The 15011-nt window shown below is 48.9% G+C and carries 13 protein-coding genes; 8 read left to right on the top strand and 5 right to left on the bottom strand.

What is annotated here, in order from left to right:
* Positions 1-340: 340 nt before the first annotated feature.
* The 4 genes from NXT09_RS03900 to NXT09_RS03915 all read left to right on the top strand — a co-directional run bounded on the left by NXT09_RS03900 (position 341) and on the right by NXT09_RS03915 (position 5525).
* Positions 341-1366, top strand: a complete 1026-nt coding sequence (locus NXT09_RS03900; RefSeq protein ID WP_268578939.1) for a LacI family DNA-binding transcriptional regulator — start codon at positions 341-343, stop codon at positions 1364-1366.
* A 577-nt stretch (positions 1367-1943) separates the two neighbouring features.
* Complete coding sequence (locus NXT09_RS03905; protein WP_217451063.1) at positions 1944-2132, top strand: hypothetical protein; 189 nt, start codon at positions 1944-1946, stop codon at positions 2130-2132.
* An 80-nt stretch (positions 2133-2212) separates the two neighbouring features.
* The gene (locus NXT09_RS03910) at positions 2213-4753 is read left to right on the top strand and encodes an N-6 DNA methylase (RefSeq protein ID WP_268578940.1); all 2541 of its coding nucleotides are present in this window, start codon (positions 2213-2215) and stop codon (positions 4751-4753) included.
* Positions 4737-5525: a retron system putative HNH endonuclease gene (locus NXT09_RS03915; RefSeq protein WP_268578941.1), complete on the top strand. Its 789-nt coding sequence runs from the start codon at positions 4737-4739 to the stop codon at positions 5523-5525. Before NXT09_RS03910 ends, NXT09_RS03915 begins: the two co-directional genes overlap by 17 nt.
* Before the next feature lie 232 nt (positions 5526-5757).
* On the opposite strand, the gene NXT09_RS03920 is transcribed toward NXT09_RS03915, so the two are convergent.
* The 4 genes from NXT09_RS03920 to NXT09_RS03935 form a co-directional block, all read right to left on the bottom strand.
* Positions 5758-6540 carry an N-formylglutamate amidohydrolase gene (locus NXT09_RS03920; RefSeq protein ID WP_268578942.1) on the bottom strand — a complete coding sequence of 261 codons (783 nt, stop codon included), beginning with the start codon at positions 6538-6540 and terminating at the stop codon, positions 5758-5760.
* A 249-nt stretch (positions 6541-6789) separates the two neighbouring features.
* Positions 6790-6975, bottom strand: coding sequence for a hypothetical protein (locus tag NXT09_RS03925; RefSeq protein WP_226300792.1), 186 nt, complete (start codon positions 6973-6975; stop codon positions 6790-6792).
* Positions 6976-7198: 223 nt separating this feature from the next.
* Positions 7199-7705 carry a ClbS/DfsB family four-helix bundle protein gene (locus tag NXT09_RS03930; RefSeq protein ID WP_268579184.1) on the bottom strand — a complete coding sequence of 169 codons (507 nt, stop codon included), beginning with the start codon at positions 7703-7705 and terminating at the stop codon, positions 7199-7201.
* A 205-nt stretch (positions 7706-7910) separates the two neighbouring features.
* The gene (locus NXT09_RS03935) at positions 7911-8891 is read right to left on the bottom strand and encodes an LLM class flavin-dependent oxidoreductase (RefSeq protein WP_268578943.1); all 981 of its coding nucleotides are present in this window, start codon (positions 8889-8891) and stop codon (positions 7911-7913) included.
* A 331-nt stretch (positions 8892-9222) separates the two neighbouring features.
* Between NXT09_RS03935 and NXT09_RS03940 the strand changes: the two genes are divergently transcribed.
* Entirely contained in the window at positions 9223-10419 is a 1197-nt protein-coding gene (locus NXT09_RS03940; RefSeq protein WP_268578944.1) for a M20 peptidase aminoacylase family protein, read from the top strand.
* Positions 10420-10754: 335 nt separating this feature from the next.
* On the opposite strand, the gene NXT09_RS03945 is transcribed toward NXT09_RS03940, so the two are convergent.
* A complete protein-coding gene (locus tag NXT09_RS03945) occupies positions 10755-11300 on the bottom strand; it encodes a flavin reductase (RefSeq protein WP_119889282.1) in 546 nt (181 codons plus the stop codon).
* Positions 11301-11619: 319 nt separating this feature from the next.
* On the opposite strand from NXT09_RS03945, the gene NXT09_RS03950 reads away from it, so the two are divergent.
* The 3 genes from NXT09_RS03950 to NXT09_RS03960 all read left to right on the top strand — a co-directional run bounded on the left by NXT09_RS03950 (position 11620) and on the right by NXT09_RS03960 (position 14951).
* Positions 11620-12948 (top strand): LLM class flavin-dependent oxidoreductase, encoded by a 1329-nt coding sequence (locus tag NXT09_RS03950; RefSeq protein ID WP_240585417.1) that lies wholly within the window; start codon positions 11620-11622, stop codon positions 12946-12948.
* Between the two features lie 22 nt (positions 12949-12970).
* Entirely contained in the window at positions 12971-13906 is a 936-nt protein-coding gene (locus NXT09_RS03955) for an ABC transporter substrate-binding protein (protein ID WP_268578945.1), read from the top strand.
* Positions 13907-13979: 73 nt separating this feature from the next.
* Positions 13980-14951, top strand: coding sequence for an ABC transporter substrate-binding protein (locus NXT09_RS03960; RefSeq protein ID WP_039529279.1), 972 nt, complete (start codon positions 13980-13982; stop codon positions 14949-14951).
* Positions 14952-15011: the final 60 nt, after the last annotated feature.

A 15011-nucleotide genomic window follows, 5' to 3' on the forward strand; every position in this document is an offset into this window, starting at 1 on the left:
CGTAATGAAACGCCGATGGGTAACCGGTTCCACATGATAGTGTTTATATATGAATACGATTTCAATAATTTTGTTATGAATATTTTTCTTATGTGATCGTGATCGTCATGAATAGCGTGTTACTCCCTTCGGTCGCTTCGGTTTTGCACTCATCATCCTGCTACCGGTCCATATCCTAAATAATTCGAGTTTCAGGCAGGCGGCAAGCGAAGGCATCCCGATGAGCTTACTCAAGTAAGTGATTCGGGTGACTGAACGCAGCCAACACACATGCAACTTGAAGTATGACGGATATAAAGTGTGTAAAATGACGGGAGTATTCAACGTCTCAGGATGTCCCATGTCGACAATGCAGGAAGTGGCGAAGAAAGCAGGCGTATCGAAAGCGACAGTGTCGCGCGTGCTATCGGGCAAAGGCTATACCAGTGAAGAAACCAAAACGCTGGTCTATCAGGCCATTGAGGAGACGGGATATCGGCCAAATTTACTGGCGCGGAATCTGGCGACCAGCAAATCAGCCTGTATTGGTTTGGTGGTGACCAACACGCTCTATAACGGCAGCTATTTTAACGAGTTGCTGTCCCAGGCCGCCAAGAAATTGGAAGACAACGGGCGTCAGTTGATTCTGGTCGATGGCAAACACAGCGCCGATGAAGAGCGCGCCGCGATTCAATTCCTGCTGGGGTTACGCTGTGATGCGATCATCATCTATCCCCGTTTTCTCACCGTGGATGAAATGGACGACATCATCGAGAAGCACAAACAGCCGATCATGGTGGTTAACCGTAAACTGCGTAAACACCAGAGCCACTGTATTTGCTGTGATCACAAGGGTTCCAGCTATAACGCCACGCAGCATCTGATCGCGCGCGGCCACAGAGATATCGCTTTTATCACCGGTTCACTGGATTCGCCGACCGCTATCGAACGCCTTTCCGGCTATAAAGATGCCCTGACGGCGGCCAATATCGCGGTACGGGATGAACTGATTGTGAAAGGAAAATGGACGCCGCGCAGCGGTTCGCTCGCCATTAACGCCCTGCGCGATAACCGAGTATCGTTCAGCGCCGTTCTCGCCAGCAATGACGATATGGCGATTGGCGCGATAAAAGCGTTGGATGACGCTGGCGTTGCCGTGCCGCACGACGTTTCTGTCGTCGGGTTCGACGATATTCCCACCGCCCCGTTTTTGAAGCCGTCACTCTCCAGCGTCAAAGATCCGGTGAGCGATATGATCAACGAAGTGATTAACCGCCTGATCGCGATGCTGGACGGCGGCTATTTCTCGAAAGAGAACCTGTTCTTATCGGAGCTGCAGGTCAGAGATTCCATTCAGAACGGACCGTACGGTAATCAGCCTGTTTGAATTTGCTACGGGGTCATTTCAGACCCCGTTTTTCACGGCAACAAAAAAAGCCCACCAGCAGATTGTAGATAAACTGCATTAGTTTAGACGTGAACTGACCGTTTTCGCGGACAGAACACAATCAAATCTGACAGGCTGTATTGAGTGAGGAGCGGACCTTACATTGTGTTGCGCTGGGTAATGAGAGCAGGTCACGGTGTACGCTGGTACTTACAAGGCTATCTGAGCTTACCTGGCCCCTAAATAACGTGACAGATTTAGAGACCTTAATGGGACTTATCCATCAGCCCCATATAAAATCAGGGTCACGTCAGTCGACGGAGCTTAATGTGTGGCCTGATGATTCTGGACACTTACCAAGAGCGATAAACTTCACTAATACAAATGTGGTATTCAATGAAAAATAGACGAGATTTTACCCTGAGTTTAAACGCGAAACATCTACCCTCGTGGTTGATCGTGGTTATTTCGTTGCTCAGGCATGTGAGTATATGGGGTGGGTGAAACGGATATGCAGCGCTGGGTAAATCAGCTCATCAGTTAACGGCGCGGCGCGGCACCTGTTGGCGGCACAGCTGTGATACCACAAAATCTGATCGTGGTTGAACAAGTGGAAAAGCATGGGAAGTATATTGCTCTCAAAGGTGACTTGCTAGAAACTATGAAGCAAGCCGTCGTGCAGGCAGTGCGAAAAGAAGGCGATATCGCCAAAACGTTACTGAAAAAAACCGCAGGTGATGGCAAGTTGCGCTGGGCTGATTTTTGATATGATTAATAAAAATAAAACATGAATGTCTAAAGGATGTTTTGGCTATAGACTTTTTACGCTTAAAAATGAGATAAAAAATGGCATATAATGATGAAGACGTAGAATTCGCTAAGGCTCAGGCAAGAGAAATATGGAAGATACTTGATTATGTTCGAGGGGCATCCCCTATATCTAACTATCGTTCATTAGCGTATTCAATCTTCTTCATACGCTATCTTCAATCCAATACAGGCCAGCATTTTGAGGCAGCAAGGTTCGATTCTTTTAATGTTATTGCCAGTTATTCTTACGAGCTGATAAATTTTGCTGTTCAACTTGGATTAATTCATGATGAAGTATCTGGTTTCCTATGTAATTACTTGGAAAACACACTGCGTTTGTTTGATAACATTGATGAATCTTTTGTTCGCCATGCAATAAAAGATGGGCTAATAAATAAAAACCCTTCCATAGCATCGCTTTCTCTGTCTGAACTAGATTTACTGTTTGCAGAGAATGAAGGTAAATCAGGTAGTGAATTTTATACTCCTAGAGACATAAACCACTTGGTCACAGTAATTGGATTGAGTTATCAACCAAAGTCGATATGTGACCCGTTCGCAGGTGCTGGAAATACCGCATTTTCTTTTTCCGATATAGGTTCGGAGAAAGTTAGAATTGACACTCAAGAAATTAACAAAGATGCTTACTTTAAGCTAATTATAAGCAGAATCGTTAGGAATATAGAAGGTCGTGACTATTTTGGCGACTCTTTATCGCAACCAGTCTATCAGGAAAATAAATACGATCTAATCGTTTCTTTTCCACCTTTTGGCATGAAAATCCCGAAAGCCACTCGGGATAATATCTACTATAAAGCGCGTAATGAGTGGCTAGATATAGCCGGAAATTTGCCAGAAAGTAGAAGTGACTGGTTTATAACTTTATCAATGCTGCCAGCCCTTTCTGCGGGAGGTAAACTATTGGTCGGTATGTCCCTTGGGGCTTTAACAAGAACAGGTTCGGAGGCCAGAGTTCGCCAGTATTTAGTCTCTAATGGGATTATCGAACAAGTAATTCTACTACCTAAAAATATCCATTACTCGACGTCTATCTCAACCGTTCTTCTTGTTCTCAATTCAGGATCAAGCAATATAAAAAACAGTGGAATTAAATTTGTAGATGCCTCGCTGTTTTATGAGCCTACTAGAGGTCGAAATGTTCTCACGCCAGACAATATTAATGAGATCGTGGAGGCTTGTCATAACGATGGCAGATTTAGCATTAGCTCATATCGTAGCCAGATTGCAGATAGAGATTTTAATTTAGATCCTTCATTGTATGTACGTAAAGATCTAAAAATTAGTGAAATTACTGTGAAGAATTTTAGAGGTTACTCTGACTTTAAAGTTCCAATGCATCCCTGCTTGAATGTATTAGTTGGGGAGAATGGCGCAGGGAAAACCTCAATATTAGAAGCCGTAGCATGTGGACTTGGTCCTTTTCTTACCGCTATGCCTGACGCAAAAGGAAAACTGATAAAAAAATCAGATATTCATATAAATTCAAAAGGAATAGCTAACTATGCTCGCATATCTATTGAAACAACATCAAGTCTGAGCTGGGATCTCGTGGCAAAGGGGACTGATGTTTCCGAGCCCCCTAAAATCGGAACAACGGCCCTCACTAGTTATGCTAGTCATCTTGTAGATAGTCAGTCTGAATTTCCACTGATTGCTTATTATGGGACTAACCGCGCTCTTTCTTCTACAAATTCTAAAGTCGCAATAAATCCATTCGAGAAAGAAATTCGTGGAGAGGGTTACGACTCTGCTCTGGATGCTAAGGTGAACTACGGCATCATAAAGAACTGGTTTTCAAAAATTGAAGTTGATGAGCTTCGAAAACGCGATGAGCTGAAAGACCACAAATTTATTCACCCAGCTAAGAGACTTGTTTCCGAGACTGTTTACCAGATCGTAGATCGAGCTACGAGCTTAGAGTTCGACAAAAATAGCAACGATGTTGTGGTGCATTGGAAAAATGAAAAGAATGAATCCGTAAAACTTACCTTGGAGCAATTGAGCGAAGGCTATAGAAATATGGTTGCTCTTACCATTGACTTAGTGAGACGCGCCTATTTGCTTAATCCTACTAGTTCTAGCCCATTAGCAGTTAACGGAATAGTCTTAATTGATGAAATTGAGCTTCACTTGCACCCGAGATGGCAACAAAAGATTCTGAATGATCTTACTCACTTGTTTAAGAGAATTCAGTTTATTGTTACAACACATAGTCCTCAGGTCCTAACAACCGTAAAAGCCGATTCTATCCGCATTGTTTCTGCCGATGCTATCGAAGCAAAGTTAGTAAAAGGGACTAGTACTTACGGATCTGAAAGCTCAAGAATGTTGGAAGATGTTTTAGGTGGCAGCATTCGACCTCAACATCTTGAAATTGTAAAAAAATTAAATCGTTATACGAAATTAGTAGAAGCCGGCCAATGGGATACAGATGAGGCGTTAGAGCTCAAAAAAGTGTTATACCAATGGGGTGGGCAGACAGAAGCGGAGCTACAAAGACTAGAAACAGATATTCGTATTCGTGAATTCGAGCGTGACAATGAAAACGATCAATAAAAGAGGAGAGCCCAACCGATTTGGTGCATTCAGAGCTGCGCACCCTGATGCTTTGTGGGAGAGAGATAAAGACTCAATTGGAGAAGCTTTCCGTTGTTGCAGTGCAAGATATCAGGAGACTCAGCAACAATTGCGGACGGATCAAGGTAATTTATGTGCATATTGTGAACAGGATTTATTATCTGGAACTAATGGGGCACTAGATGACTGTCGCATTGAGCATTTTCATCCAAAATCGAAACGAGAACCAGGAGAGCCTAATTGGGGGCTAGAGTGGAGCAATTTACTAGCAGTTTGTTGTGGCGGAAATCAAAGTAGAGTTGTTAATCCTGAAGAGAGATTTGATACTGAGCCAGAAAATTATTCTTGCGATGTACCGAAGGGTGACAAAATTTTGGATGAAATTATCTTAAATCCTTTACATTTACCTAACTTAAATATTTGGAGGTTTCGTCGTTCTACAGGAGAAATTTCTGTAAATGAGGACTTATGTTTATCACTAGAACTAGACGTCGAAATGGCACGCAAAACAATTGAGGAATTAAATTTAAATTCCCCGCGGTTAATGAGATTTCGAAAAACTGTTATCGATAACCTCAATAATCGAATTACAGAAAGTTTGAAGTGTGGAGAAACGGTAGAGCAAGCAATTAGCTCTATTGCCATATCAATATTCAGAAAAAATAGAGCAGGTGATTGGCCATCTTTTTTTAGTGCTGCAAGATTTTATCTAGGTCAGCAGGCTGAGCTTGTTTTGGCTAAGCCAATTTAAATTATTTTTAACTGTTTAGCTTCCGGGAGGCTAACTTTGGTGGCCTCTTCTATATGTTTACACTATGCCTACTGAACAGCCGTATTTAAAATAAGAGTTCAGCAACTTCCGCCCCTGGCACAGAGCCGCCCGTCAGATCACGTTTAGCTCTGTGCAGCAAGATTGCCAGATCAGGTCTGAGCTAATACAGATAACCCGCTCTGCGGGTGATTCAACCGTACGTGCTCGACTGTCATTTTACGCTATTGACGTAACGAACCATGCCCTGGAGCAATTGCGCAAACCGATGTGATTCATAATTACCCTCACTTGGCACCATCCAAACGCTGTTAACTTCCAGTTGGATCGTTGGTACGCCATGTGCTGCGCCGAACTTTGTGACGGTTTCATTCTTGGAGGCGGCAAAATAGTTGTTTGAGTAATTGGAAATCCCTTCATTTCGCAATGAGGCGATGAGTTGGGTCACCAGTTCGTCTTTACCCAGCAGAGATTTTCCCTTCATGGTTCCGATATCGACATCATAGGGTCGGTAAGGGTGGCTGCCGTGGATATCAATAATGAGTTTCGGCTTTTGTGATTTTATTAATTCGGCTAGCCTCGCTTTATAATCATTATTATCGTAGTAGTTGGGGTCTGAAGGAGAGGCTTTTGTTGTATAGATGACCGTCGAACCCGTCAGTTTTCCCAACATGATTGCCAGCGCTGCCGTTCCCCCTCCGTCAGAGAAACGATATTTTCCATCCCGAAACGGTTCGGTAGCATGAGGGGCGCTAATGATAATGGGCTCCTGCCCTAAGATGACGTTAAACCATTTTTCCCCCTCTTTCGGTTTAACATCTCTATTTTTATCTGCATCCTTTTGATAAACGATTGCTTCGTTGATCTGTTCAGGCGTGAGCAATGCTTTTTCGAAATGGCTAGTACCCTGATTCAATGAGCATGCCGATGCTGAAAAAACAAACAGTGCAATAACAGTAAATCTTCTTATTAATGCAATATTAAGTAATTTCTTCATCTGTTATCTCTCATAGAAATATTTGCCATTCCAATGCTCATGGAAACACAAAAGCGACGCAGTTTAGGAAGCCGACACGCTAAAAAATACGCGATTAAACCGACTATCCCTAGCGTAATGACTACTATAGAAGAAGATGTTTTTTAGGAGGGTTTGATGCAAATAAAGTGAAAAAAAGAGGGCAACCTAACGCACCGAAACGATCGTTTGCAGCACGCGATTGCCCATTTTTATCTGTCTGATACTGTCTTAAACGTAAACGTTAAGCTGGTTATTTTCCGTTGGGCGATTAACCCCATCGGCTATCGGTGGCTTAAAGACCGACGCGCTATTGTCGTACGTTGTGCGGGTTCGGGTAGAAGCGTCCTGATTAGGGTAACCAGACAGCTGCGACGAGCGGGAAATGCCCTGAACATGATCAGGTTTGTCAGGCATGGCACTATATGACACTGGAGAAACTAGGTTAAGACCAATCATTTTTCTTCCCCCTATTCATCTCATCTGTCAGTAAAACTTATCTTGCTTACTACTGAGTATAGAACAATCAAGCAGGGGGAATATGTAAGGTTTTGTCTGAAAAAAAACCGCTAGTGCGCCACTGACGAAGGGAAAGAGAAGACAAACAATCAGCACTGTTTTTTTATTTTCTATCAGTGAGTTATGCGTTCTTCTCCCTCGCGCGCAGCCGCCCTGCCGCATTTTTATAAGGCGAGGCGGTATTGAACTGAATCATCCGACCACGCGTCCACTTACCGTACCAGCATTCACCGTAGAGCTGTGCATCGGTATAGCGCTCAACCAGCGCGATAAGCGCCAGTTTATTCGCGGTAAGCAACGCGACCAGTTCAGACCAATCGGTAATGTGAGCGAAGTCCTGATAGAATTTTTGCGCGAGTAAACCAAGCTGATTCCACTGGTAGCCCGTCTCTGGGAAATCGATGGGGTTACCCTGCTCTTCCTGCTGATGCCATTTCAGCACCAGATTGCCCCAGCCCAGCAAATACGCCACCAGATTTGCCGCACTCATCTGTGTTCCCTGCGCATGTCCTGCCATTTCCGGCGAGAATGCGCGATCGGCGGGAACGGCCTCGATTCGCTTCATTAACAGCGCAAACTGACTGTTGATTGCCTTGATCAAGGCTTCCTTGCTGTCTGGCACCGCCATCATCTCCCCCGACTATTCTGCTATCCCCGTCATACTTCAAGTTGCATGTGCGTTGGCTGCGTTTAGTCACCCGAATCACTTACCAGTGTAAGCTCATCGGGATTCCCTCACTTGCCGCCTTCCTGAAACTCGAATTATTTAGGGTAGATGTACAGAATCAGGTTACTGATCAAACGGCGGCACCGCTTTGTCATCGCTCACGTTTTCAGCGCTGTGCCAGCAGCCGAATCGACGCCTCACGCTCGCGGGGTGACGTCACGGGCGTATGGATGATGAACTCATCCACGCCAAAACGTTGATGGTAACTTTCCAGACGCTGATGGATATGCTCCGGCGTACCGTAAAGCACATTGCGCGGCTCCTGCACGATACGGAAATCCGTCGCGCCCGCCTGCCGAACGAAGTTATCAGCCTGTTCCTGACTGCCTACCGTCAGCGGCGGCTTGTTCTCAATGTAAACTTTATAGTTATGCTGCGTGCTGGCCAGCGCCTCCGCATCCTCATGACGTTCGGCGGCAATCACCGACAGCGACAGCAGCGTCTGGGCATTGGCGGGTTTCAACTCCCGATAGCTCAAGAGAGATTCCGTCAGCAGCGCTTCACTGGCATTGATGAACCCGGCGAACACAAAACTCCAGCCCAGCGAAGCAGCTAACCGCGCACTCTCCTGACTGGCTCCCAGCAGAAAGCGCTGCGGCGTATGTTCAGGTAATGGCGTCGCATTCAGGCGCTCGCCCGTCTCGTCATGACTGTCGAGAAAGCGGTTTAGCTGATGTAGCTTTTCCGTAAAGGCAACCCGCTGCGTCTCACCGATTTCCTGCTGTAGCGCCCGCGTCGCCAGCGGCAGTCCGCCCGGTGCTTTGCCGATCCCCAAGTCCACACGCCCGCCGGCCAGAGCGCTGATCACATGAAAATTCTCCGCAACCTTATACGGACTGTAGTGCTGTAACATCACGCCACCGGAGCCAATGCGCAGCGTTGTCGTGTGTGCCAGCAGCCAGGTGATCAAGACCTCGGGAGACGATCCCGCCAACTCATCGGAATTATGATGCTCGGAAACCCAAAAGCGGTGATAGCCGAGCGCCTCTGCCGCTTTCGCCAGCGACACGGTTTGCGCCAACGCCTGCGCCGCACTCATTCCTTCGGCGATCGGACTTTGATCTAATAAACTGAGCTTATATCCCACGATGTTTCCTTATTTTCAGCGACTATCCGTTAGCGCTATTTATTGCAAGGCTATGCATTTAAAAACCCGTCATTTCAAAACGTCGTTTAAATAAATGGGGCAATAAAATCAGCCAGTGCAAACGCAGAATAAGAAGGATGTTGCATAATAGTGTGAAATATAAATATCAATAATGGATTTTGTTAGCAGATATTTTAATAACGGCGACATGCGGGAAGTCTGAAATACGCCGGGATAAAAAGATATGAAATATAACCAGACGGTATTTATCCATTGAGTGGCTATCAGCTACCTTTATCGTGTTTACGTTTTGTTAAGGAGGTGTATTGATATGGCTGACTCTATCCCCTGTTGTGATACGTCATTCGAGCAGCAGTTAATTAACTGGCGACGGCACTTGCATCAGTACCCAGAACTGTCCAATCAGGAACACCAAACCACCGCGCACATTACCCGCTGGCTACAAGAGAAAGACATCCGCCTGTTGCCCCTTGCCTTAACCACGGGCGTCGTTGCCGAGATCGGTCACGGCAGCGGCCCGACGATTGCGTTGCGGGCCGATATTGATGCGCTGCCGATTGAAGAGCTGGTCGATGTGCCGTTTCGCTCTCAGCACGCGGGCGTCATGCATGCCTGCGGACACGATTTTCACACCGCTGTGATGCTCGGTGCCGCCTGTTTGCTGAAAAAACGCGAATCTGTCTTACCGGGTAAAATCAGGCTGTTCTTCCAACCCGCAGAAGAAGTTTCTACCGGTGCCAAACAGCTCATCCGCGCCGGCGCACTCGCCGATGTCACCGCCGTTTTCGGCCTGCACAATGCACCTGAACTTCCCGCTGGCACCTTCGCAACACGCAGCGGTCCGTTTTATGCCAATGTGGATCGCTTCGCTATTCACATTACCGGCAAAGGTGCACACGCGGCCAAACCCGAACAGGGCATCGACAGCATCGTCACCGCCTGCAATATCGTCAATGCGCTGCAAACACTGCCGAGCCGCAGCTTCAGCTCGCTGGAATCGCTGGTCATCAGCGTTACGCGTATTCAGGGCGGCAACACCTGGAACGTCCTGCCGCAAACAGTAGAACTGGAAGGTACGGTACGCACCTACAATGCCGCGATTCGCGCGGAAATTCCGGAACGCATTGAACAGTTGATTGGTGGTATTGCCCTTGCGCTGGGCGCAAAAGCGGAGCTGAAATGGTATCCCGGTCCGCCCGCGGTTGTGAACACCAGCGAATGGGCCGATTTCAGCAAGCAAATTGCCCGAGACGCGGGCTATCAGGTAGAAAACGCCGAACTGCAAATGAGCGGCGAGGACTTTGCCCTTTATCTTCAGGACGTGCCGGGCACGTTCGTCAGCATTGGATCAAACAGCGAATTTGGCTTGCATCATCCTCAGTTCAACCCAGATGAAAGCGCGATTGCGCCAGCCTCACGCTATTTCGCTCAATTGGCGGAGGCCGCACTGCATCGTCTGCGTACCACGAAAGTCACCCCGCCACAGGCGGTACTGTCTCCATCGTAATGCGTTGATCTACCCATATCCCTCCTCAGCCCGCTCAATCCGGCGGAGGGGGATATTCCCTAAATCATTCGTGCTGGCAAATTGATGAAAAACCTATTTTCAGAACGAGAACGGGGGGAATGGAATAGAGGAGTAAAGCGTCCGCGCCAGGGACAAAGGCGTTAGGAACGCCTTTGAACGTCGCTTGCGACGGCCCTGAAAGGGTGAATCTCAGGGATGAGATTCATATCCGCGCGGCTCGAGCTTACAGGGAGGTACTTGCAGCGTCTTTACGATCTATCCATTACCACCGCTCAACGCGCATATATGGACTAACGTATAGTTAGTGTATTCCATTAACCCCGAACCGCATGATAACGGCGGGAAAAATACACCAGCCCATCGGTGCTTTCGCCCTGCTTAATCGCTAACACCCGGCAAATAAAGATATCGTGCGTCGCCGCGCTCACCACCTCTTCAACAAGGCAGTCAAACGCCACCAGCGCATCCCGCAACACCGGTGAGCCCGTGTGCAGCACATCCCACTCCGCCGCCGCAAACCGTTCTTCGGTAGACGAGCGGCTGCCAAACAGCGTCGACAGCGCCTCATGATGGGCGGCCAGCGTATTGATGCACAAATGCGTATTCGCCTGAAACGTGGGATACACCGACGACCCGCGATTCAGACACACCAGCAGCGTACCGGGCGTATCACTGACGCTGGACACGGCGGATGCCGTAAATCCGGCCTTACCTGCCGGGCCATCCGTCGTAACGACATTGACCGCCGCGCTCAGCTTTGCCATCGCATCGCGAAACGCCTGCTGGTCAACGCTGGCAACCGCCGCAGAGAGAGCCGCGTCATTCGCGGTAACGAGTCGTTCAGCAACAAGATCAGACATTACATGCTTCCTTTAAATACGGCGAGAGACACAATCATTAACATTATACTAACAAAATAAGCCGCGTCATCATCTGAAATTTTCGAATTTCATTATCCATTTTTGTTGTTTTACATCATGCCTCACCTCATCAATAGTGAAAACACGCCGTTAACGCCCTATTAACCTTTCATTGAATACGTGAATACCTATTGATGGCTTGTTAATTGATAGCCGGTTTATTGATGAACTGTTTTCACTTTCATGGAAGTACAACCAATTAAGAATAAACATATTCAACGAATAACAAGCACATTCAATTAATAAAAGGTTCTTGATAATGAGTAAACAACAAACATCTTCAAACCGACAATTAAGACTGGGTTTAATATTACAAGGTGCAGCAGGAAATATGTCCGCGTGGCGACATAAAAACGTCGTACCCGACGCCAGCATTAATTTTGGTTTTGTTCTGGATGCGGTAAAAAAAGCCGAACAAGGGAAATTTGATTTTGTCTTCGTGGCCGACGGTCTGTATATCAATGAAAAATCGATCCCCCACTTTCTCAATCGCTTTGAACCCCTGACGCTACTGTCCGCGCTGGCTACTGTCACCACCCATATTGGTCTGGTCGGTACGCTCTCGACGTCGTATTCCGAACCCTTCACCACTGCCCGGCAATTCGCCAGCCTTGACCATCTGAGCAACGGCCGCGCAGGCTGGAACGTGGTGACATCGCCGCTGGAAGGATCGGCGAAAAACTTTTCCCGTGCACAGCACCCGGAACATGCGCTGCGCTACCGCATTGCCGATGAATTCCTTCAGGTAGCGAAAGGCCTGTGGGATTCCTGGGAAGACGATGCCTTTATTCGTGACAAAACCAGCGGACAGTTCTTCGATCCCGAAAAGCTGCACACGCTGAACCATAAAGGGGAATTCTTCTCGGTACAGGGGCCGCTGAATATTGGCCGATCCGCGCAGGGCCGCCCTATTGTGTTTCAGGCCGGCGCGTCTGAAGACGGCCAAAAACTGGCCGCCAAACACGCCGATGCCATCTTCACCCATCAACACACGCTGGAAGAGTCGCAGCGCTATTACCGCGAGGTAAAACAGAAGCTGGAAGAAAACGGTCGCCGGGCCGATCAGCTGCATGTCTTTCAGGGCGTCAGCGTGATTGTCGGCAACGACGCGGAGGACGTAGAGCGCCAGTATCAGGAAACCGCACAGCTGGTCACCATTGAAGACGCCCTCAATTATCTGGGACGCTACTTTGAGCACTACGACTTCTCACAGCATCCGCTGGATGAACCTTTCCCTGATATCGGCGATCTGGGGAAAAACAGCTTCCGCAGCACCACCGATGAAATCAAACGCAACGCGCAGGAAAAAGGCTTAACGCTGCGGCAGGTTGCGCTGGAAGCCGCGTCACCGCGCCCCGTCTTCAGCGGCACGCCCGAACAGGTGGCGGATGGCTTGCAGCGTTGGTTTGAAAACGGTGCCGCCGACGGTTTCATCATTCAGGGCGGCACGCCGGATACGCTCAACCACTTTGTCGATCGCGTCGTTCCCCTACTGCAACAGCGCGGCCTGTTCCGTCAGGAATATCCCGGCTACACGCTGCGGGAAAATCTGGCTCTGGATTATCCGGTGAATCAATTCACGCGTTAATTCGCGCAACAGGAGATTCACCGTGAAGCGTTCCCCTTTTATCACCGTAACCGGTCTGGCGACATTATTGAGTACCGCGCTGGTAACTCATGCGCAGGCGCAAGATGCGGGATTCGTTAGCCGTATCGACCTGAAAGCCAACCAAACGCCTATTCGTATCGGGAAGAACGCTGAGGCTATCGCGCAGATCCCGGCTAATTTCAAATTCGTGACGCCGGGAAAGCTGACGATTGCCGTCTCGGCCCTCAGTTCACCGCCGCTGTCGCTGTTGGCTGACGATAACAAAACGCTTATCGGCAGCGATGCCGATATCGCGCGACTGGTCGCCGACGGCCTCGGACTAGAGCTGAAGCTGGTTCCCGCCTCCTGGGAAGATTGGCCGCTGGGCATCACCGCGGGGAAATATGACGCCGCCATTTTTAATATCGCGGTGACAAAACTCCGCAAAGAGAAATTCGACTTCGCCACGTATCGCATTGATACGCTCGGTTTCTACGTGAAATCGACCAGCAAGATTACGTCGATTAACAAACCGGAGGATGTGGCCGGTCTGAAAGTGATTGTCGGTTCCGGCACCAATCAGGAAAACATTCTGCTGGGCTGGGATCGGCAAAACCGCGCCAGCGGCCTTCCTCCCGTACAACCTGTTTACGTTACCGATGATGCCGCCGCCAACCTAAGCATTCAGTCCGGGCGCGTCGATGCGTTTTTCGGCCCGCACTCCATCGGGGCGTATAAAGCGGCGCTGACGGGCAAGACGCGCATGGTGGGCAAAGGCCCGACGGTCGCTTACGTCGCGGTCACCACGCAGAAAGGTAACGGCCTGGCACAGCCAATCAGCACCGCCATCAATGGCGCGATCCACAACGGCAGCTATGCGCAAGTGCTGGATCGCTGGGGTGAAGACGATGAAAAAATCACTCAATCCGTCGTGAATCCGCCGGGTATCGGTGATTAAGTAAAAACAGCACATCGTAAAGTGACGGCGTCACGAAAACCATTATAAATAGTCACCTGCAAGGGAAAAACAAATGCAAAAAGAGATCGCCTATTCATCCAAGACACACCGTTTACGCCCATCACTGCTGACAAGGCTACTGACGGGATCGCTGCTGCTCGGCTCACTGTCCGTCACGACTGGCGCACAGGCCGCCATCGATTTGAAAGCCAACCAGCAGCCGATCCATGCGCCGAAGAATGCAGAAGCTATCGCACAGATTCCGGCTGACTTTACCTTCGTCACGCCGGGTAAATTCACCGTGGCGATTGCCGCTCTGGGGTCGTCACCGCCGCTGGCGTTTCTGGCCGACGACAACAAAACTGTGGTAGGCAGCGAGCCGGATATCGCCCGATTGGTGGCCGACAGCCTCGGACTGGAACTAAACATCGTTCCAACCTCCTGGGAAGACTGGCCGCTCGGCGTCGCTTCCGGCAAGTACGATGCCGCCATCATCAACATTACCGTCACCAAAGCGCGCAAGGAAAAGTTCGATTTCGCCACCTACCGCATCGATTCGCTCGGCTTCTATGTGAAATCCACCAGTAAGATTCAGTCCATCAAGGAAGCGAAGGACATCGCTGGGCTGAAGATTATTGTCGGCTCCGGCACCAATCAGGAAGCCGTGCTGCTGGCGTGGGATAAGCAGAATCGTGCTAACGGCCTGCCCGCCTTTCAGCCGATTTATGTCACGGACGATGCGGCGGCCAACCTGAGTCTGCAATCCGGTCGTTCCGATGCCTATTTCGGCCCCAACGTGATCGGTGCGTACAAAGCGGAGCTGACTGGCAAGGTTAAGCATGTCGGTACGGTCAACGGCGGCTACCCCAACGTCGCACATATCGCGGTTACCACGCGCAAAGGCAGCGGACTGGTGCAACCGATTAATACCGCGCTGAACGGCGTAATTAAAAGCGGTGAATACGACAAGGTGCTGAACCGCTGGGGAGAAAGCATCGAACGTATTGACCGCTCAGAAATCAATCCGCCGGGACTGGGCGACTAATACCGCCCGATGGCTATCGGGACGCCACGCAATGGTTACCGATAGCTCGAATACGCTAAC

It is taken from the genome of Pectobacterium jejuense, assembly GCF_026800125.1.
In the GTDB taxonomy this organism is placed as follows: domain Bacteria; phylum Pseudomonadota; class Gammaproteobacteria; order Enterobacterales; family Enterobacteriaceae; genus Pectobacterium; species Pectobacterium jejuense.

What these genes read in the sequence shown, in the direction of transcription:
- NXT09_RS03950 (WP_240585417.1), top strand. Translation starts at nt 11,620, where the DNA reads ATGAGTAAACAACAAACATCTTCAAACCGACAATTAAGACTGGGTTTA.
- NXT09_RS03940 (WP_268578944.1), top strand. Translation starts at nt 9,223, where the DNA reads ATGGCTGACTCTATCCCCTGTTGTGATACGTCATTCGAGCAGCAGTTA.
- NXT09_RS03910 (WP_268578940.1), top strand. Translation starts at nt 2,213, where the DNA reads ATGGCATATAATGATGAAGACGTAGAATTCGCTAAGGCTCAGGCAAGA.
- NXT09_RS03900 (WP_268578939.1), top strand. Translation starts at nt 341, where the DNA reads ATGTCGACAATGCAGGAAGTGGCGAAGAAAGCAGGCGTATCGAAAGCG.
- NXT09_RS03960 (WP_039529279.1), top strand. Translation starts at nt 13,980, where the DNA reads ATGCAAAAAGAGATCGCCTATTCATCCAAGACACACCGTTTACGCCCA.
- NXT09_RS03930 (WP_268579184.1), bottom strand. Translation starts at nt 7,705, where the DNA reads ATGGCGGTGCCAGACAGCAAGGAAGCCTTGATCAAGGCAATCAACAGT.
- NXT09_RS03920 (WP_268578942.1), bottom strand. Translation starts at nt 6,540, where the DNA reads ATGAAGAAATTACTTAATATTGCATTAATAAGAAGATTTACTGTTATT.
- NXT09_RS03925 (WP_226300792.1), bottom strand. Translation starts at nt 6,975, where the DNA reads ATGCCTGACAAACCTGATCATGTTCAGGGCATTTCCCGCTCGTCGCAG.
- NXT09_RS03945 (WP_119889282.1), bottom strand. Translation starts at nt 11,300, where the DNA reads ATGTCTGATCTTGTTGCTGAACGACTCGTTACCGCGAATGACGCGGCT.
- NXT09_RS03915 (WP_268578941.1), top strand. Translation starts at nt 4,737, where the DNA reads ATGAAAACGATCAATAAAAGAGGAGAGCCCAACCGATTTGGTGCATTC.